The organism is Butyrivibrio sp. VCB2006 (assembly GCF_000420945.1).
GTDB lineage: Bacteria > Bacillota > Clostridia > Lachnospirales > Lachnospiraceae > Butyrivibrio.
In genome coordinates, this window is record NZ_ATVX01000019.1 from 18,046 (window position 1) to 37,953 (window position 19,908).

Annotated in this window: 15 protein-coding genes; all 15 read left to right on the plus strand. The window is 38.4% G+C overall.

The window, feature by feature from the left end; translation table 11 throughout:
* Positions 1-42 precede the first annotated feature (42 nt).
* The 15 genes from G613_RS0115035 to G613_RS0115110 all read left to right on the plus strand — a co-directional run bounded on the left by G613_RS0115035 (position 43) and on the right by G613_RS0115110 (position 19,898).
* A complete protein-coding gene (locus G613_RS0115035) occupies positions 43-1,137 on the plus strand; it encodes an acyltransferase family protein (protein ID WP_155828106.1) in 1,095 nt (364 codons plus the stop codon).
* Positions 1,134-2,873: a hypothetical protein gene (locus G613_RS0115040; protein WP_155828107.1), complete on the plus strand. Its 1,740-nt coding sequence runs from the start codon at positions 1,134-1,136 to the stop codon at positions 2,871-2,873. Before G613_RS0115035 ends, G613_RS0115040 begins: the two co-directional genes overlap by 4 nt.
* Before the next feature lie 14 nt (positions 2,874-2,887).
* Positions 2,888-4,045, plus strand: coding sequence for a hypothetical protein (locus G613_RS0115045; protein WP_035774814.1), 1,158 nt, complete (start codon positions 2,888-2,890; stop codon positions 4,043-4,045).
* A gap of 18 nt (positions 4,046-4,063) precedes the next feature.
* Positions 4,064-5,923 (plus strand): hypothetical protein, encoded by a 1,860-nt coding sequence (locus G613_RS0115055; protein ID WP_155828108.1) that lies wholly within the window; start codon positions 4,064-4,066, stop codon positions 5,921-5,923.
* Between the two features lie 39 nt (positions 5,924-5,962).
* The gene (locus G613_RS0115060) at positions 5,963-7,507 is read left to right on the plus strand and encodes a hypothetical protein (RefSeq protein ID WP_029233410.1); all 1,545 of its coding nucleotides are present in this window, start codon (positions 5,963-5,965) and stop codon (positions 7,505-7,507) included.
* On the plus strand, positions 7,504-8,613 hold the full coding sequence (locus G613_RS0115065) for a glycosyltransferase family 4 protein (RefSeq protein ID WP_029233411.1): 1,110 nt from the start codon (positions 7,504-7,506) through the stop codon (positions 8,611-8,613). The genes G613_RS0115060 and G613_RS0115065 overlap by 4 nt, the downstream gene beginning before the upstream one ends.
* A gap of 15 nt (positions 8,614-8,628) precedes the next feature.
* Positions 8,629-10,386: an ABC transporter ATP-binding protein gene (locus G613_RS0115070; RefSeq protein ID WP_029674989.1), complete on the plus strand. Its 1,758-nt coding sequence runs from the start codon at positions 8,629-8,631 to the stop codon at positions 10,384-10,386.
* 44 nt (positions 10,387-10,430) lie between these two features.
* A complete protein-coding gene (locus G613_RS0115075) occupies positions 10,431-10,871 on the plus strand; it encodes a hypothetical protein (RefSeq protein WP_029233413.1) in 441 nt (146 codons plus the stop codon).
* A gap of 36 nt (positions 10,872-10,907) precedes the next feature.
* The gene (locus G613_RS0115080; protein ID WP_029233414.1) at positions 10,908-11,609 is read left to right on the plus strand and encodes a PIG-L deacetylase family protein; all 702 of its coding nucleotides are present in this window, start codon (positions 10,908-10,910) and stop codon (positions 11,607-11,609) included.
* Positions 11,610-11,653: 44 nt separating this feature from the next.
* Positions 11,654-12,604 carry a glycosyltransferase family 8 protein gene (locus G613_RS0115085; protein ID WP_029233415.1) on the plus strand — a complete coding sequence of 317 codons (951 nt, stop codon included), beginning with the start codon at positions 11,654-11,656 and terminating at the stop codon, positions 12,602-12,604.
* A 6-nt stretch (positions 12,605-12,610) separates the two neighbouring features.
* Entirely contained in the window at positions 12,611-14,554 is a 1,944-nt protein-coding gene (locus G613_RS0115090; protein ID WP_029233416.1) for a hypothetical protein, read from the plus strand.
* A gap of 112 nt (positions 14,555-14,666) precedes the next feature.
* A complete protein-coding gene (locus G613_RS0115095; RefSeq protein ID WP_029233417.1) occupies positions 14,667-16,127 on the plus strand; it encodes a glucosyltransferase domain-containing protein in 1,461 nt (486 codons plus the stop codon).
* An 18-nt stretch (positions 16,128-16,145) separates the two neighbouring features.
* Positions 16,146-17,102 carry a glycosyltransferase family 8 protein gene (locus tag G613_RS0115100; RefSeq protein WP_029233418.1) on the plus strand — a complete coding sequence of 319 codons (957 nt, stop codon included), beginning with the start codon at positions 16,146-16,148 and terminating at the stop codon, positions 17,100-17,102.
* Positions 17,102-18,589: an MBOAT family O-acyltransferase gene (locus G613_RS0115105; RefSeq protein WP_029233419.1), complete on the plus strand. Its 1,488-nt coding sequence runs from the start codon at positions 17,102-17,104 to the stop codon at positions 18,587-18,589. Before G613_RS0115100 ends, G613_RS0115105 begins: the two co-directional genes overlap by 1 nt.
* Entirely contained in the window at positions 18,558-19,898 is a 1,341-nt protein-coding gene (locus tag G613_RS0115110; RefSeq protein WP_029233420.1) for a hypothetical protein, read from the plus strand. The genes G613_RS0115105 and G613_RS0115110 overlap by 32 nt, the downstream gene beginning before the upstream one ends.
* Positions 19,899-19,908 lie beyond the last annotated feature (10 nt).

Here is a 19,908-nt window from a genome sequence, read left to right on the forward strand (position 1 = left end):
TGGAGGTTGAACTAGGAAAGAGTGAGCGTTATAAATACTGATATGAAAAAAAAGAATACATACGTTTCGCTCCAATTCCTGAGAGCTTTTGCCTTTTTAGGTGTATTTGCATCCCATAATCTTATTGCTGATGACGTTTTTTCAAGGTGGGGAGTTGCTATTTTCTTTATTCTTAGCGGCTTTCTGAATGCTTTACATGATGTTGGTAAAGATGATGTTATTAGTGCAAAGAGTAGTTTTGAGTATGCAACTAAGAAGGTCAAGAAGATATATAAACTCCATGTTATCATGACGTTTATAGCATTGTTCCTTTGGGTTATTAGTGATTTAGATAAATATTTGGCGAATATGGCCAAGGAAGTGGTATTGTCAGTGATTAAGCTGGCAACAAATCTATTGCTGATATCAGATTTTTTGCCAAGTAGTGGCTTTATAGGTCAGATATTTAGCGAATATAATATAGTGTCATGGTATTTGTCTGCCAGTTTCTTTTTTTATTTGTTGACACCTGCTTTGGTGAAGATAACTAAGCGGATAAATAAACCATTATTGATTTCAGGCATCCTTTTTTTACTTACCATGATTATTGATGTTTTATTGGTGAGTTTTCTGGGAACAGATAGTGCATTTTGGTATATTTACGAATGTCCGATATTAAGGCTCAGTGATTATATGATCGGTATACAAATGGGCTATTTGTATGCTTCTGGCTGGAGTATAGAGGGGAAGAGCACTGCAGCTACTAGTAAAGGATGGATTTTACTGGGGCTGGGAGTTATAGGTTCGCTTGCGCTATTATGTGTTGGCCAGGTAAAAGAGTCACCAATCAGATGGTTTATAAATAGTGGATTCTATTTTACTATTCCAGCGGTCCTTTTGATATTTTCTCTTACAATGTTGAATGAACAGATTGAGGGTTTGATTAGCAAGAATAAAGCCCTTAGAAGCATTGTGATTTTAGGGAATTTATCAGCGTATGCATATCTGATTCATGTTCCGGTAATCAATCTTGTCCATGGCGTATATAAGAGATTCGGGACAGTAAACTTATATGTTTGGTGCTTGATATCATTGGTACTTACGATTGTTTTATCTGTTCTGGCCAAAGAAAGAGTGGGGACTCATAAGAATAAATGAGTGGTAAGAACACTGCAGTAACTAGCAATAGTAGAATAATTTGTAAAGAGAAACTAATAGCAACGCTGTTTATGTTATTTATCAGCGTTGCTTATTTGGTGTGCTCACCCAGGGGCGTGGATATGGATTTCCACGTTATGAGAATTGGCGAACTGGGAAAGGAACTCGGCAGAATCAGGAGCTTGAAGGATTTTCCGATTTATATGTACAGGGATGTTTATTATCACTATGGATATCCGATACCTATCTTTTATTGCGCTTTATTCCTATATCCGTTTGCTGCGCTAGTTTGGTGTGGTTTGGAAGCGGTGCTGGCTTACAAAATTATGGTATTAACTCTTTTGTGGGTGACATTTTTTGTTTGCAAATATTGCGTCGTGTATTGGAGTAATGATAAGGAACTTGCTTTTCGAATAGCATTTATTTATGCCGTGCAGCCATATTTTTTGATGGATTTATTTGTAAAGGCATCTATAGGAGAGGCTTTTGCATTTTTGTTTGTTCCTGTAATAGTGTTAGGTTATATGCTTATATCAAAGAGATATGATAGAAAGAAAGATTTTACAACTGGGATAATTCTTTTGACTCTAGGAATGAACGGAGTAATCTGCTCACATGTTATATCTACAATAATGATAGTATGCGCTTTGGTTGTTGTATTTGCTGTAGACATGATAAAAGTGAACAATAGAAGCAAGGTAATCTTGGGATCTGTGATGGCAGCGCTTTTATGTGCGGGTTTATCTTTGTGGTACATTTTGCCGATGCTGGAACAGCTTGTTGAGTATACGTATCATGGGCAGATTGGCAGTACATTATCACATGCTCCTCAGAATCTCTTTGCTTTATTTATTCCTATGCATGTGTCTATTGCACTATCAGCAATAACAGGGCGAGATATACCGCTATCAGAGGTGGGAGGAGCACCAATTGTTATTGTGCTTGCGGTAGTATTCCTTGCTGTAAAAGGTAAAATTAGGAGCATGTCTAAGAAAGAAATATTGTTTCTTACGGTATTCCTTGTCTTATCAGCACTTATGTGTGTTGGATTTATCTGGAGCCCTGTTGAAAAGATATTCGGTTTCATGCAATTTACATGGAGAATATATTTTATAGGTGCATTGGCTGGCACCGCTTTTATGGCAGAGATTATTAAGCGCGATTCACAGTATAGTATGGCAGTAGTGCTAATAACTATTGTGTCATCAGTTTATGTTTTGATTACTTGCTTTGGTTACTTTTTTGTAAGGGATACTCTGACGCAGATGATGGGCAAGGATGCAGCAGGGTATGAATACCAATCTGAAACTACTGATATTTTATATGTTCCCCAGAATATCAATCCTTATGAACTAGGGAATAGAGAGAGAACAGTTACTTGCAGCAGTGAAGATATAGTATACGAGTATCAGATAGATGATGATAATGGAAAGATTAGTGTGTCCATTACAGAAAATAATAGTTCTGATAGCCAGGTTATACATGTTCCGTACATGATGTATGAGGGCTATTCTGCGATTAATGCAGATAATGGTAAGAGATATGATATTATTGCAGATGAAGATGGAATGGTATCTTATATTATTCCACCATACGAAGTGGGAAATGTGATTATACGCTATAATGGTACATGGATCCAGAAAGTATCTTTGGTGATTAGTTTGATTATGGCATGTATAGTTTTAGGAATGTTTATTTTCGTTGATAAACATGATGAAATGAAAGAGAGCGCGTGAGAGGAATAGCTTTTATGAAGAAAAATGCTTTTGCGATTAAGGCTTTAATATTTTCGCTTATAGTTGCCACGATATATGTGTATAACTTTTATCCGTTTATTACTGCTGATTCGGGAGATACCTTTGATCATCTTAATAATGTTAGAAGGCTTTTAGATGAGGGGCATTTGCCGTTTGCGAGAAGATCGTACCCGCTATTTTTTTATATAATAGCAGCATTGGTTAAGGTGTTTAATGACTTTACTGTTGCTACTGTTGTTTATGTGGTTATATTTGCCTTATGCTCTAATATTCTTCAGATTCTAGGAATTAAGAAGATATTTGATACATCTGACTGGTATGCATGTTTGGCTGGATCAGCCCTGAGTTTTATCTGGCCGGTTACGCTTAAGGTATTTGGTTCAGGTGGAAGTTATGCTAGTACGATGCTGGGGATTTATCTGACATCCGGAGCAACAGCTCCTTACCACAACTTGACATATTTATGTGTCAAGCCTTTTGCTATTGTTTCTGTGATTCTGTTTGTGCTTATATTGAGGTCAGACAAAAAGTTGGAGATTAAAATGGCAATACTATTGGCTATTGCAATGCTTTTGTCTGTCTTGGCTAAGCCCTGCTTTTATCAGTGTTTTGCACCAGCTGGCACATTCTTTACAATTGGCTTTTTCTTTAATAAGAAATGCAAGGAACTTCTCAGGTGCATAACTATTGCACTTGCATTTATTCCAACAACTATATGGGTAGTCTATTCTATGTCATATAATGTAACGCCACTGGGCTTTTCGCCATTTGAGAGCGTAATGTTATACAATACTGATGGAACCAGCATTCCCGTTATAATAATCAGAGCAGTAATATATGCGATATTTGTTCTGGTAGCCGTACTAGTTATTGGTGGAGAGAACCGCGGCCAACAATTGAGAATATATGCTCTTGGTGCGCTGACTTTTGTATTTGGACTTTTGGAATGGATCATTCTTATTTTTCCGGAGCAGAAGTGGACGCTTGATACATTATGGGGATATAACATAGCAATGTATGTTTTGTTTTTTACATCCGCAGGCGTTGCTTATTCATTAGCGGATAAGAATAAGATAGTCTACTGGGTAAGTAATTTGTTACTTGGTACACAGACTGTTTTTGGACTTCTTATGTTTTTACATTTTAACTAGGCTTGATTGAGGTTTTTTATGATAGTTGTAAGCGCCCTATTGCCATTCATATATTGTGTTTTGATAGGAATGGCCTTTGGCATAGTATTTAATAAGAGATTTATAGTTTCTTTGGCACCTGCATTTTTCATGCAGGTGATTTTGATGTCTCTAACAGGGTGTTTGTTTGAAAAGATTTCCATAGGGCTATATATTGGTATTCTCGTATCAGTTATAGTTTTGTTACATTCGTTTTGGAAGAAGAAATCATTTGCATCTGTGACGGATAGATTTGATCTCGGATTTGGGTTATTTGTCTTTATCTATGTATTCATTTTCTTGACCAATATAGGTAGTTTTCTATATATGTGGGATGAATTCTCACATTGGGGATGGTTTGTCAGAGAATCATATAATCTGGATGCCTTATATTGCACTTCAGATAAATATTTTATTCATAGGGATTATCCTCCGGGAATTTCATTATTTGAGGTTCTGTGGTGCAGGTTATCACTTGGCTTTAGTGAACCCAATGCTTACAGAGGAATGCATATATTGCAGGCATCTATGATAATGCCCGTAGTTGTAGGATTTCTTGGGAAGAATACCAAAGAGACTACTACAGGTCAGAAGGTAGCAAAGATTATTATTAATACTGCAATTATGTTTTCCATACCATTGTTTTCTTCATTGCAGTTTTATCATACTCTATATCAGGATCTGATCATGGGTGTGATTGTCTTTTATATCATATGGATAACGATTTCAGAAGGATTTGATAAGTTCAGTTTGGTTACGGTGTCCTTGGCCATGGCCAATCTTATTCTGTGCAAACTGACTGCAATCGCATTTTTGCCTATATTACTCATATTCTATGTTGTATATCATATGTATTACTCTGAAGCTTCTATACAGAAATGGAAGATTATTGTTGGAGGCGTGCTGGCGACAGCTGTGTCTATAGTACCTTGGCGCATATATAATGCCTACATCGACAAATATATGAGCAGAGAGTCAAGAGGACAGAGCTATAGCTCATTGAGTTTTGCGTCTATAATTGGAGCAATTAAGCATGACGGAAGTATCGCGTATCAGTCTGAAGTAGAAAGTAAGTATTTTGATGCGCTTTTTTCATACTCTTTGGTTGGTAAATTATCCTATGTGTGGATAATTGTTGTTTGCGTTGTTTTGGCTATTTTACTATCTGTGATGATTGAAGATAAGAGGGACAGAAGGCGCGTACGTATAACTACTCTTTGGATGGGACTTGCTGCGATTTACTATGGGATCATGATGTACTTCATGTATCTGTTGATGTTCTCAGAATATGAGGCAACGGGAATTGCAAGCTTTGGCAGATACATGTCCACGTACGTTCTGGTAGCACTCCTTATTGAGGCTATGCTATTTTTATATTATTCAGGTAGATATATTTATTATTCATATTTAGCGGTGGTATTGCTGGCGCAAAATATAGTTATGTTTAGTGGTATGGACCAGTTCCTTCCCAGTTTTATAACGGGAGAGGGACAGTACTACAAGGATTGTACTGCGCTTATTAATGAATATGTTCCTGACGGATCGAGTCTTATAATGACTATCGCATTGGAAGATTTGGGATCTGATCTTGGAGTGACTTATAACTGTGATGCTATATCAGTTAGCGAATATGCTTTTGGCAAGAAGAAGTATGAGGATGATTTATATTCCGCAGATGTCTCTTTGGAGGAATTTGTAGATATAGTTTCAGAATTTGATTATATATATTTCTTTTCAATGGAAGAAGATTTTTACGATATTTATGCGGATGCATTTTTGAATCCGGAGGACATACAGATAGGCGGACTATATCAGATTGGTGTAGTTGATGGACTGATTGAAACAATTCCAATCAGGTGATCTGCCAGTTGTAGAAGGGATATCATTAATCAGAAGGCTATGAGAAAAGCTTCATATTTTTTACTGAATTTCATACATGTACTATTTGCGTTAATGGTGTTTACTGCAATTATTCTTAATGTATTTGTTGCGGAGAGAGTAACATATTTTGCCAAGAAGAGTTTTGCATTACCTGAAATAGTGATGCTCATTATTGCTGCATTAGTGATAATACTTGTTGCTTTTATTTTGAAGTCCAAGAATGTGACCAGTAAGAGTAACAAGTGGATCAATATGGCATCAGTGTTGCTTTTTTTGATTCTCTTGTATATTTCATTGAGCATATATTTTATTCCCGGGTGGGATTCCGGTGCGGTATTAGATGATGCTAAGCAAATGATATTTGGCGTAATACCTGACGGAGATTATTATTCCATGTGTCCCAATCAGCGGATGCTCCTGTTAGTTGATTACTATATATGCAGGGTGAATTATTATTTTGGAGTCCTTGATAGTAGGGACGGACTCATGATGATTGTTCTTGTTCAGTGTATTCTATTTGCTGTTACAGGAAGAGTATTATATGCAGTAATTTGCGATTTATTTGGTATTGTTTATTTTGCTTGGACTGGATGGGGACTTTTCGTTCTGATGTTTGCTATATCAGGCTGGGTAGTGGTTCCATATACAGATGAGCTTGGTATACTTTTGCCAGTTCTGGTTTTCAGAGTTTATCAGGTGATGGGTGAGAAGAAAAGAGCAGTCCGTCTAGTTGGGTGGGTAGCTATTGCGGTACTCTCATACTTTGGATACCAGCTTAAGCCTATGATACTGGTTGCTACCATTGCCATTGTAATTGCTGAACTGCTTTACGTGATCAAGGGATTTGATAAGGATAGAATTAAAGAGAAAATGATAGGCGCGTTATCTGTGGCGCTGATTTTTGTTGTCATTTTTGCCATTTCATCAGTTCTTTTTACAAAGGCATTTGCCAGGACTGGAATAGAAGTGGATGATAGTAAGGGACTCGGACCCATGCACATGATAATGATGGGGCTTAATTATGGCAGAGATGGTGCATATCTCTGGGATGACGTCAAATTTTCCAAATCTATCGAGGATCCCAAGGAACGAGAGAGGGCTGAAATAGAAGTTATAAAAGAGCGAATGGAAGCCTATGGCATGTCAGGCTTTTTGTGGCATTTAGCCAGAAAAGCAATGGTTGATTTTAATGATGGTTCTTTTGCCTGGGGAGTTGAAGGTAATTTCTACAACGTTGTTTTGGAAGAAAAGAATGGCAAAATGTGTCCGAGACTTCGTGACCTCTTTTACGATACCGGAAGTAACTATAAGTATTTACTCCTGGTAGAACAGATATTGTGGCTGGGAACTCTGGCACTTATGAGTTTATGTGCCTTTATTAAGAAGAGTAAGCTTAATACAGCGTTTATAACTTCGGCAATAGGGATGTTTTTGTTTGTGCTGATATTTGAAGCAAGAGCAAGATATCTTATTGTTTTTATCCCAGTGTTTATAATAATTGCTATTTCTGGACTGGAATGGCTTTGCTCTGTTATGATGTATAAGAGCAAAAAGAAGATATGAATACGAGAATAGCATATATAGCCAGGGCTACAGTGCCTTCCGGCTCAACTAACAGCATACATGTGGCCAAGATATCAGACGCCTTTGCATCGCTTTCAGAAGACTTTAGGCTTATAGTCTTTGAAGGAGGTACAAAGGCTACTTTGCGTGAGGTTTATGGTGTCAGAAATGAATTCCCTATCTATAGGATAGATAAGGGAGAGGATACAAGACTTAGCCAGATTAAATGGGCAAGAAAGGCAGTGGGACTTGCCAGGAAACAGGGCTGCAAGGCTATAGTAACAAGAGATCCGTTCTGTGCGTTGATAGCGGTTATATGGGGCCTGGATGCGGTGCTGGACCTGCATGGAGATATTAAGCACCTCACAGGCAGATTATACCGAATGCTGAAATGGAAATGGTTTGTGAATAACAAGCAATTTCATCTTGTGACAATATCTCAGGGGCTTAAGGATTATTATGTAGAAAGCTATGGACTATCTGCTGAGTGTATAACGGTTCTTCCTGATGGGGCAGACCTTGAGGATTTTGAACCCTTTGCTGATAGGGAACTTAGTTTAAATAAAGATAGCCTACATATAGGGTATTTTGGTAAAATACTAGTTGGTAAGGGCATAGACCTAATTAGGAGAATGGCTATTGCTGATTCGGCTGATGTATTCGATATTTATGGCGGAACATTGGAAGAAGCCGTGAAGGAAACAGGGGCTGAGTTCTCTGACAATGTTGTTTTCCATGGAAGGGTTAACAACAAGGAAATTCCTGAGATTATGTGCGGTATGGATGTGCTGATACTTCCTAACCAAGATAAGCTCATGAATATGGGGGAGGATATAGGTAAGTTCACATCGCCCCTTAAGCTTTTTGAATATATGGCTAGTGGAAGGTGCATTATTGCATCGGATCTGCCTGTTATCAGAGAAGTACTAAGTGAAGAGAATGCCTATCTCGCAAGTTCATCCGATGAAGGTGAATGGATTAGATGCATTAACGAGATTAAGGCGCAGGGGAGTGATGCTGTGGATAGGGCTGAAAGAGCTAAGGGTGACGTGGTTAGATACAGCTGGAAATCCAGAGCAGAAGCTATGCTGAATTTGATGAAGTAATAAAGGTGTATGAAAATGTTAAAGAAGCTAAATTATATTTTTGATAGAAAACAAAAATGGGAACTGGTATTAAATGTGCTACTGGCACTGATTGCCGGTTTATTCGAGCTACTTGGAGTGTCAGCTCTTTTACCACTTGTTAATGTTATTTTGGATCCAACAGCTATTGATGCTAATAAGTATTATTCATTGTTTGCAGATACATTTGATGCTCATTCTGTTACCAAGTTTGTAGTATTGTTCTCGGTGGTTTTGATTGTTTTGTATGTTCTCAAGAATTTGTATCTGATATGGAGATACAAAATTCAGCTGAACTTTATGTACAATAATCGCAAAAAGCTATCCTTTAAGCTTATGGAATGTTACCTTCAGCAGAATTATCTTTTCCATGTGGATCATAATCCAATTGACTTACAGAGAAATGTCCACAATGACACCGGTAATTTCATGGCAGTAATATCAGCGGTTATAAGCATAGTGGTAGAGGCATTTACCTGTGTTTGTATGATGGCATTTCTTCTTGTTAATGATATTTTTACCACGGTTTTAGTCGGATTACTTTTTGGTGTCTCATTTGTGGTGATGTACAAGATGAATAAGAAGAGACAAGTCGAGGCCGGGGAGATTGAACGAGTGTCTTATGCGGAGATGAACAGATGGATTGTTCAGTCTTTTGGCGGAATCAAGGAACTGAAGGTTCTTGGACGTGAGAAGTTCTTCCTGGATAATTACAGTAGGACCTTTGATGTAAATGCTACAGCTAATAAGAATTACAAGCTGTATCTTTTTAGACCTAAGTATATTACAGAGATGCTGGCGATGTCAGGACTTCTCATTACTATATGTATCAGAATGCTGATGGGAGTCAACGTTACTGAATTTGCAGCAACGCTTTCTGTGTTTGCATTGGCGGCGATCAGGATGCTTCCGAGCTTTAACAGAATCACTGAGTATATAGGAAATGTCTTTTATGGTAAGGCCTCTGTAGACGCATTATATGAGGATCTTCGTCAGATCGAGAAACTCAATTTTGGTACCGTTACTGATAAGAGTGAAGTCGAAAGGCTGAAACTTGAAAAGTCTATAGAAATAAAGGACGTTTCGTTTAAGTATCCTGAAGGCGTTAAGAGCATATTTGAAAATGCAAATCTGACTATAGAGAAGAATAAGTCTGTAGCTTTTGTTGGAAAGTCAGGAGCAGGAAAGACTACACTTGCAGATATTATGCTTGGCCTTTTGGAACCATATCATGGAACAGTTACTGTTGATGGTAAGGATGTTTTTGAAAATGATGTGGCTTGGCATAAGGCTGTTGGCTATATCCCGCAGAATATTTATCTGATTGATGATACAATAAGGACGAATATTACTTTTAGTAACGATAAGGGTAATGATAATGATGATAAGGTTTGGGAAGCCCTTCGTGAGGCCAGACTTGAGGAATATGTAAGGTCACTTCCTGAAGGCCTAGATACTGTTGTTGGCGACAGAGGTGTTAAGTTATCCGGTGGTCAGAGACAGCGTGTGGGTATTGCAAGAGCGCTTTATACTAAGCCATCAGTTTTATTCCTGGATGAAGCTACATCAGCTCTTGATACTGAGACAGAGAACGCTGTTATGGAGTCAATCAATTACCTGCAGGGTAAGACAACACTCATTATCATAGCTCATAGAATTTCTACAATCCGTAACTGCGACTATATCTATGAGGTTGGTGATGGCAAGATTGAACTGAAGAATAAGGCAGACCTCTTTGAGAACAACGCGCAGTAATCTGTTGGTTATAGGTGTGGCGTGAGTATTGGAAAGTGACGATTATGAATACTAGCATGGTTATGATAATTGTTCTGGCTATGTTGCTATTGGTATCTATTATTGTAGGTGCTAAGGCTTATAGCGGAACACACAAGAAGCTGGAAATAGAAAGAGAAGAACGCGATAAGTTTGAAAGGCTCTTTAAATTCATGGGCAAGTGGATGGAAGCTGAGGAAAATGGGGCTTCTGTTGCTGATAAGATAAAGGCTATGGATAAGGATATTGTTATCCTGGGGGATAATCCGATTGCTCAGGTAATGAAGAGTAAGCTTGATAAGGCAGGCGTGTCCTATAGAGCTGAAACAGAGGTTGAGGCCTGTAAAGGTGCCGAAATTGTTCTGGTTTCAGATATTTCCAGATTTGCAAAGTGGGAAAAGAAGCTGGATAAGTTAGGTATAAAGAGTGTATCCATAGAAGATGTTTTCTATGGAGAGGAAAATTAAGTAGTAACGAATTATGGGGGAGTAGGTGTCTACGGTATGGAGAAGCTACAGATAAGTTCAGACAGCAGAATATTGATCATAGCACCTCACCCAGATGATGAAACCTATGGCTGCGGAGGAGTGCTGTTAAAGCATAGAGGCCAGTGTGATGTAGTTCTGCTAGCCTATGGCGAGACCGGGAATCCCAATTGGACCAAGGATAGGACACTTCGCGTCAGACGGGAGGAATTCAGGACTGCCATGGAAATGGCAGGAGCTACGATTGTGGCAGAGCTTGGAATTCCAAACAAGAAGGTTGACGAGAATTTAAGGGAGATTTCCCACTTGGATTTTTCTAAGTATGATTATGTATTTCTGCCGAATAAGAGGGATATTCACCCGGATCACAGCTGCGTGTTAAAGGCAGTAAAACAGGCCAAGACACTTAAAAAGAACGCAATAGTTCTCCAGTATGAGATGTGGGGAGCAATGCCAGGTGCTACGCACTATCTTGATATTTCAGATGTAATGGAAGACAAAGAAAAGTTAATGCTGTGCTATAAGAGCCAGGAGGAGAGAATCCCTTACTGCGAGAGAATAAAGGCAAGAGATTATTACAGAGTCCTTGAGACTTTTGATAAGAAGTGTCAGTATGCGGAGCTTTTTTACCAGGAACCATCTGGAACTGCGCTATTTAAGAGTAAAGTGAAAGATTCTATCAGAAACACTGGAAAGAGCGTTGCACTTATGTTTCGGTGAGTTTGCGATGTGCAATAAGATTAGTGATTGGAAGTAATAACAAAATGAGTAAGATACCTGTAGTACTAATTAGTGATGATAATTTCATAATGCCAACTTGTGTGGCAATTACATCACTTATCGTTAATAAGAAACCCGAAACGGAATATGATATTTACATTATTATGGCTGAGTGCTCCGATGAGTCCTATGCCAAGATTAAAGAGTTAAATGATCTGGGGACTCCGGTTAATCTTGTAAGGGCATCTCTCGATGAATATAGAGATATCAAGCAGCTTGCGCATATATCTATAGCGTGCCTCCTTAAGTTTGATGTAAGTGAGCTTGTTCCCAATTACGATAAGCTTCTATATCTGGATGGCGACATTATAGTAAGGGGCGACCTTAGTGATCTTTATAATGTGGAGCTTGGAGACAGCTACGCTGCCGGAGTTAAGGAGCTTAACAACATCACTGAGGAAACAGGGAATGTTAACGCAGGCATAATGCTATTTAATGCAAAGCGCATCCGTGATGAGAAGCTCAATATCAAGATGCGTGAGATCAGACGAAGTCTCGGGGACAGATCCTCTATGGATCAGCAGACTTACAATATAGCCACTGGCAAGAATTATAAGTATGTGGATATTCGTTATAACTGCGTACCACCAAGAGTACTTGCTATGCAGGAAAGTGATGTCGCTAAGATAAATGAACTATATGGCAGCAGCTATACAAGCCTTCAGGATGTGGTAGATAAGGCAGTTATCATACACTATGCTTCCGGAGAAAAGCCTTGGAAGTATACTTTCAAACCCTGGGCTAAAGAGTGGTACAAATATTACATGATGTCTCCTTACAAGAATGTTGAGTTTAAGCTCAGGGGCATCTGGAGCTACAGATTTGATAAGCTTCGCAGGAACATCAAGGATAAGGGCTTAGCCGGAATGTTTGATATTGTTGCTGACAGGAAGAAGAGAAGAGAGAAAGATAAGAATAGAAAAAAATGGGAGTAACGGGAAATGGCCTTTTTGGTGTGCTTACCTATTGCTGGAGCAATAGCATATGCTTTTGACAAGAAAATAGAAGAAGGCATTCCGATAGCTATGTTTATAGCTACCTTTGTTACGTACCTATGCGGCTTGTTTGGCTTTTTGACAGTTTCGCCTGTTGTGGTTAGTGTTCTGGCTGCACTTAGCTTGGGCTATTGCGCTTGGGGGATTGTAAGAGAGCATTCTGTTAGAAAATATCTAACTTTTGGAGGTGTTCTTTACGTAATTCTTGGAGCATATTATGGTCTGGCTGCCAGGGGCAGAATGGTCGGAGAACAGGATGATCTTCAGGTATATGCCAAGTATGTATCTGATTTTTATCATGCAGACAAAATTTATCGGTTTGACTATATTCCCGGCATGATGATGTGGGAATATCTGTCAGAGCGTTTCTGGAGAGTTTTTTCTGATAGTGTTTTGTTCTGGGCTATGGCCATGCTGTGTGTAGGCATGATGCTGGCTATTTTTTCATCCAAAGAAAAGAAGACTAAGCTTCAATACGTGTTTGTAACTCTATTTGTAGTTCTTTTCCCACTTAGTACCAAGATTAGAGAAGTATACTTTGTTTTGCAAAATGATTTTGTCATGGGAATTACCATGGCCTATATCGTGTGCATGTATTTGAAAGCCAGGAAGTATGAAGATAAGTTCTATGAATATGCTTCATACATGGGATTTGCTTTTCTGACGCTTACAAAGGTAACAGGAATGGTACTGGCTGCCATTCTAATCCTGATGCTATTTGGAATCGATGTAGTTTCAAAAAGTGAGAAACTAAGCATTAAATCAATGGCATATATTCTTAAATGTACATGTGCTGTTCTAATTGCTAAACTTTCATGGACTATTTTCGTTAAGTTACACGGAAGAATTGAGAGATTTTCAGATATTGCCTACAAGGCAATTGGGATACTTACCAAGCATTGGTATCTGGGAATTGTATGTGTATTGATAATTGCTTTGCTAGTCTGGGGATTTAAGTGGATCGCAGATAATGGTCATAGTGGTATATATATCGCTATTCTGATACTTGGTGCGGCATTTGTATTTGCTTTAACTTTTGTTATCATGCCGGCAGAAATACGCATGGATGCGGTTAAGAATTTTGTAAATGTGCTTTTTTCCACATATGCTCCCAGTAGGGACTTTGGCTATGGATATAGATTCCTGATTCCATATGCAGCGACTCTGGCACTACTGGTGTTCGTCTGGCTGATCATGGTAATAACCTCCGAAGAAAGGGATTCTAGGGCAAATCATACAATTATATATATAAATGTTGGACTTATTCTATTTTCAGCTTTTTTATTCCTGTCCAATTATCTGACCAGAGATCTTAGCCAGGCAGCAAGAGCCAAGGAATGTGAGAGATATATTCTGGCATATATCACTTTTTATATTCTGACATGTGTCTACATGATTGTCTTTTTCGAAAAGATTAATGTTAAAATCTATAAGATTATACTTTCTTTTTTACTGGTCTTTATACTTATGATATCTAATGTTTCCGGATTAGTGGGGCAGGTAAAAGCGCAGGATGATTATTTTGAATACGGCGCATTAAACTACATTGATATTAAATATACAGATGTTTTTTATTGCATAGATGAAGCTGGCAGTGTAGACTATTCTCGCTTCAACTACAATATTTCTCCAGGATATATGCTGAATTATTACTACAGTGATATGAAGCTTAACCATTTTACATTGGGAGAAGGCGCTGAGGAAAGATACATGACCCTTGATGAGTTTAAAGACACCTTAAGGCGTTGCACATATGTATATGTGGCAGCTACTAATGAGGACTTTGCAAGGGACTATGGGGCTGTGTTTGCAGATGAGATTGTAGATGGACGCTTATATTATGTGGATAAAACAGATGATAATATAACTCTTCATAGTGTTACGTATTGAGAACCGGTAAAAGGTAAGAATTATGAACAAAGATAAAAATAGGATTCAAATAAGTATACAGGAGAAAGTAACTTTTTTTTCCTGCATTATAGTCGGAGTGTTATCCCAGGGGATGGGCTTATTTAATAAATATTCTGTCCACGATGATGGAAATTCCCTATTCGCACTTGGAGCTACGTTTAATGTTGGACGCTGGGCTTTGGATCTTCTTGGCAAGCTGGAGCAGGCCTTCTTTGGAAGCGTTAATTGCAGTTTGCCTCTATATAACGGAATGCTGAGTTTGGTTTTGATTGCGCTGACTGCGTGCCTTATGGTTAGGGCTTTTGAGATTAACAACATTTATATAAGTGGGTTTATAGGCGCAGTAATGGCGTGCTTCCCAACAGTGACTACTGCATTTGGATTTATCTACGGTGCCCATATTATTATGTTTGGTCTGTTCATTGGAATACTGGGAGCATATTTGATATGTGCTGGTGATAACTTATGGTGGAGACTAGTCGGAGTATTCCTTGCAGCAGCGTCGGTCGGAGTATACCAGGCTTTTATACCTATGATGCTTTCTTTTATTGTTTTTTATTGCATTCATATGGTGTTGAAGGCAGATAAGAATGAAGAAAAGAAAGTGATAATCCAGATTCTGCTTAAGCCTATATATATTGTTGGCTTTATGGTGGTGTATTTTGTTATAAACAAGATTTACTTAGCTTTTCTTGGGGCAGAGATGTCTAGCTATAAGGGAGTAGATCAGGTTGGAAATGTTTCTCTTGTGCAATACCTTGTAAGAGTGCTAGTGGCATATAAGCAGTTCCTTCTTCCATCTAAGGACACCTCGTTTTATATGTATCCTTCAAATGTGCGAGTATTGTACTATGTGTTTGGAATATTTGGTATGATACTAGCTGGCTATAGCATATACCGTAAGGGTAAGCAGTCCATATTGTTATGTGCAGCTTTATTGGCATTATACGCAATAGTTCCTCTTGCGACGAATTTCATCATTGTCATGACAGGAACAAGTGAAGTTCATTCTTACATGATGTATGGGGCTGTTATGCCATTTGTTTTGACGGCATATCTGGTAGAAAAAATAGGTAGTGAAGTAAATGCTGAGAATCTTATAAAGCGTGTGTTTATAGCATTTTGTTGTATGCTTCTTGTGATGTACGCTAGATATGATAATAAATGTTATCTTCTGGCCAATTTTGCTCAGCAAGAGGCGATTAGTTACTTTACAACCTTGATTACTAGAATAAAGAGTGCTGAAGGCTATGATGATGAGTATCCTGTAGCATTTGTAAATGAATGTCAGATAAGCGATGCAACTCTTGTTGGTGTAGAATCAGTCAAGAAAAAGGCATTTGCAGATGTCAATCAGATTCCTTATTGGAATGTTCAGACCTATGTGAACAATTACGCATGGCTTGATTTTATGCAGAATTGGTGTGGATATAGGCCTCAGCTGGTGGATGCTTCTGAAGTAGGTGATGCTACTGAAATTGATAATATGCCAAATTACCCTGATGATGGATCCATCAAGGTTATCGACGGGGTTGTAGTAGTTAAGTTTTAATTTGATATGGAGAGAATGATGATTATTCCGGTTTGTTTCATATATGACAAGAATTTTATAATGCCAACAAGTGTTGCTATTACTTCAATGCTTGAGAATAGGAACGAAGATACATTTTACGATATCTTCCTTATTGGTGTTGACTGTGAAGATGCTGACCTTAGCTGTCTTGAGGCATTTAGAAATGAGAAAAATGTAGATATTCATTTCAGAAATGCTGATATGTCTGCGTATGCTAGCATTAGCCAGGTATCACATGTATCTCAGGCATCACTTGTTAAGTTTAATCTTCCTCAGCTGGTTACTGAGTATGATAAGCTCCTTTATATAGATGGAGATGTACTTATCATGCAGGATCTGACAGAGTTCTTCATGGAAGATCTGACTGGTTTCTATCTTGGTGGTCCTCAGAACACGGTAGATATTGTGCGTGGAAAGGGACAGTTCCTTACTGGAGCATACGTATATGATTCCAAGAAGATGATAGAGGATGATATTCCTCAGAAGCTTATTGACTATAGAGTAAGCCTTGGTAATCGCAAATCCATGGATAATACTACATTCAATGAGTATCTGAAAGATGGCTTCAAGAAGATGCCTATTAAATTTGATCTTCCTATCAGAAAGCTTGTTTACGAGAGAATGTACTACAAGGTTGCTGATCTTAATAAGTTCTACGGAACTAACTACAAGAACCATAAGGAGATCGTTGAAGATGCTGTTGTAATCCATTTTGATGGAGCAGCTAAGCCTTGGAAGTATTCTTGTTTTCTTTATGATGATGTGTGGTATGAGTATTACAAGAAATCACCATGCAAGGATATGCCTCTTAAGAGAAAGAGCTACTGGGATTACCTTGGAGAGCAGGTTGAGAAGTCTGGAATTAAGGGAATCTACTATATATTCAAGGATTGGGTAAGAGAGAGCCTTGGTGAGATCAGAAGTGTACATTATGTTGAGGGAGACTGGAACTAATGTTATTTAATTCAGCTCAGTTCTTGGTATTTTTCCCAATAGTGGTATTACTGTATTTTGTATGCCCGGATAAACTCAAGAACTATTTATTACTTGTTGCCAGCTATTATTTCTATATGTGCTGGAATGCAGAATATGCACTGCTGATCCTTACAACGACCATTATTACCTTTGGAAGCGGAATGGTTATTGAAAAGGCCAAAGAAGCTGATAATGAGAAGAGGTCTAAGGCTAAATTAGCAGTTGCAGTAAGCTTCATACTTAATATTGGAATCCTTTTTTATTTCAAATATACGAACTTTGCACTGGGACTCATGGGAGGCCTGCTTAACAGAGTTGGAGTAGGCGTAAACATTCCGGTGTTTGATATAGTGCTTCCTGTAGGTATTTCTTTTTATACCTTCCAGGCTCTTAGCTATACCATGGATGTATACAGAGGCGATATTTACGCAGAAAAGAACTTCTTTAAATACGCTTTGTTTGTATCCTTCTTCCCTCAGCTTGTAGCTGGACCTATTGAGAGAAGTAAGAATTTGCTCAAGCAGCTCCAGCCTCATAAGTTTAATTATGAGGATTTCAGAGATGGATTTCTTTTAATGCTCTGGGGATATTTCCTGAAGCTCGTGCTTGCAGACAGAATCGCTATTTTTGTTGATACAGTTTATAAGGACTACGATCAGTTTGGCGGAATGTATATTGTTGTTGCAACAATGCTGTTCGCAGTTCAGATTTACTGTGATTTTGCTGGATATTCTGTAATTGCCATGGGTGCTGCACAGATTCTTGGAATTAGACTTATGGAGAACTTTGATGCACCATATCTTTCAACAAATGTAGCTGAGTTCTGGAGAAGATGGCATATTTCTCTTACTTCATGGTTTAGAGATTATCTGTATATTCCACTTGGCGGCAGCAGAAAGGGTAAGCTTCGCAAATATATCAACATCATGATAGTATTCCTGGTAAGTGGATTGTGGCATGGAGCCAGCCTTTCTTTTGTGCTGTGGGGCGGACTTAATGGCTTATATCAGGTGATTGGAAGCCTTCTCATGCCGATTAGAGATAAGCTACGTAGAATTCTAGGAATCAGCAAGGATAAGATTGGCTACAAGGTTGCAGGAGCTATTATTACATTTGCGCTTGTTGATTTCGCATGGCTTTTCTTCCGCGCAGATAGCCTTAGTGATGCATTTGCTATAGTGCGTCAGATATTTGCAGTTAGAAATCCCTGGATATTGTTTGATCACGAGTCCCTGTATCAGTGCGGACTATCTGATGTGAACTTCAGAATGATGCTGATTGCGATATTTATCTTGTTTGTAGCAGATTTGTGCAAGAGGAAGGGAATCGTGATCCGAAAGGTTATATTAGAACAGGATTACTGGGTTAGATGGATTGTGATTCCGGTTATAATTTGTTTTATTTTAGTTTTTGGAATATGGGGACCAAGTTATAATGAAGCGAACTTTATTTACTTCCAGTTTTAAACGCATTGTAAGTGTGATAGCCGTAGTGGCTATCACGCTTTTTATGGTTTCAAAAATATCTTTTATACTGGAAAACAAGACTTCCTACAAGAACTATGCATCTTTTTTCTCCAAGGAAGAGGACTATGATGTGTTATTTGTTGGATCCAGCCATGTGAGATATGGTTTTTATCCGATGGAGTTATGGAAACAATATGGAATCACCTCATATAATCTTGCAGGAGACGCTAGTACGCTCCCTGTAGATTACTGGATTTTGAAGCAGGCATTTCATTATCATGTACCCAAGGTAATAGTCCTTGATGTGTATGATTGTGCGCCTAATGCAATTGTCTACAGATGGGAACATGTGCATGATTCTACAGGTGCCTTTCCGATTAGCCTTGATAAGATCAGGATGGTCAGAGACCTTGCAAGAAATCCTGAATGGGTAGATGGAATGGGCGAACCTACAGAGGTTAAGTGGGATATGGTATTCAAAATTGCTGAATATCATGAAAGATGGTCCAAGCTTGGCCCTACAGATTTTGACACTTACCAGATGATTAAAGAACAGTCTGAGGTAAGAAAAGGTGCCAAGCCTCTTACTGAGATTGCTGTAAGAGAAGCCAAGGTGTATCCGGAAGTAATAGATGCCAAGTATGATGAAACTTCTAAAGAGTACTTGGAGAAGATTATTGAGTTGTGCAGTCAAAAAGGATGTCAGGTTCTGCTGGTTAATACAGGCTATGATTGTAATGAAGCAGCCAAGCTGTTTGCAGATTCTGTGCCTGAGATAGCGGATAAATATAACTTGGAGTATTATGACTTTACTAATATGGATCTGATAAACTTCGACTGTGATCTACAGACTACGGGTGATAATACACATGTCAATGCTTCAGGCGGTGTTAAGTTCTCCAAATTTATAGGGGATGTACTGGTTAATAACTATCAGATACAAGATCATAGAGAAGATCCTTCATGTGCTAAGTGGCACGATGACTATAATAGCTATGTCGGCTATATCGAAGATACACTAAAGGGTATAAGCTCTTTTGATGAATACTTAGAGCTCCTATATGGCTGGGACTATGACATTACCGTAGATATTTATGATGAAGCCTTTTTACAGGAGGGAGCTAACAAGCCTATCTTGGAAAATCTTGGGGTAGATGTTAGTAGAATATCAGATGGCACAGAGATAGTTCTAAGAGACGGATCTGAAGCAGAGTATACTGTTATCTCTGAATCAAGTGAAGGCTATAGAGCAAAAGTAACCGTATATGATTCAAAGAATCAGAGAACTGTTGAAGAGAAGTCATTTTGATATGTGAAAT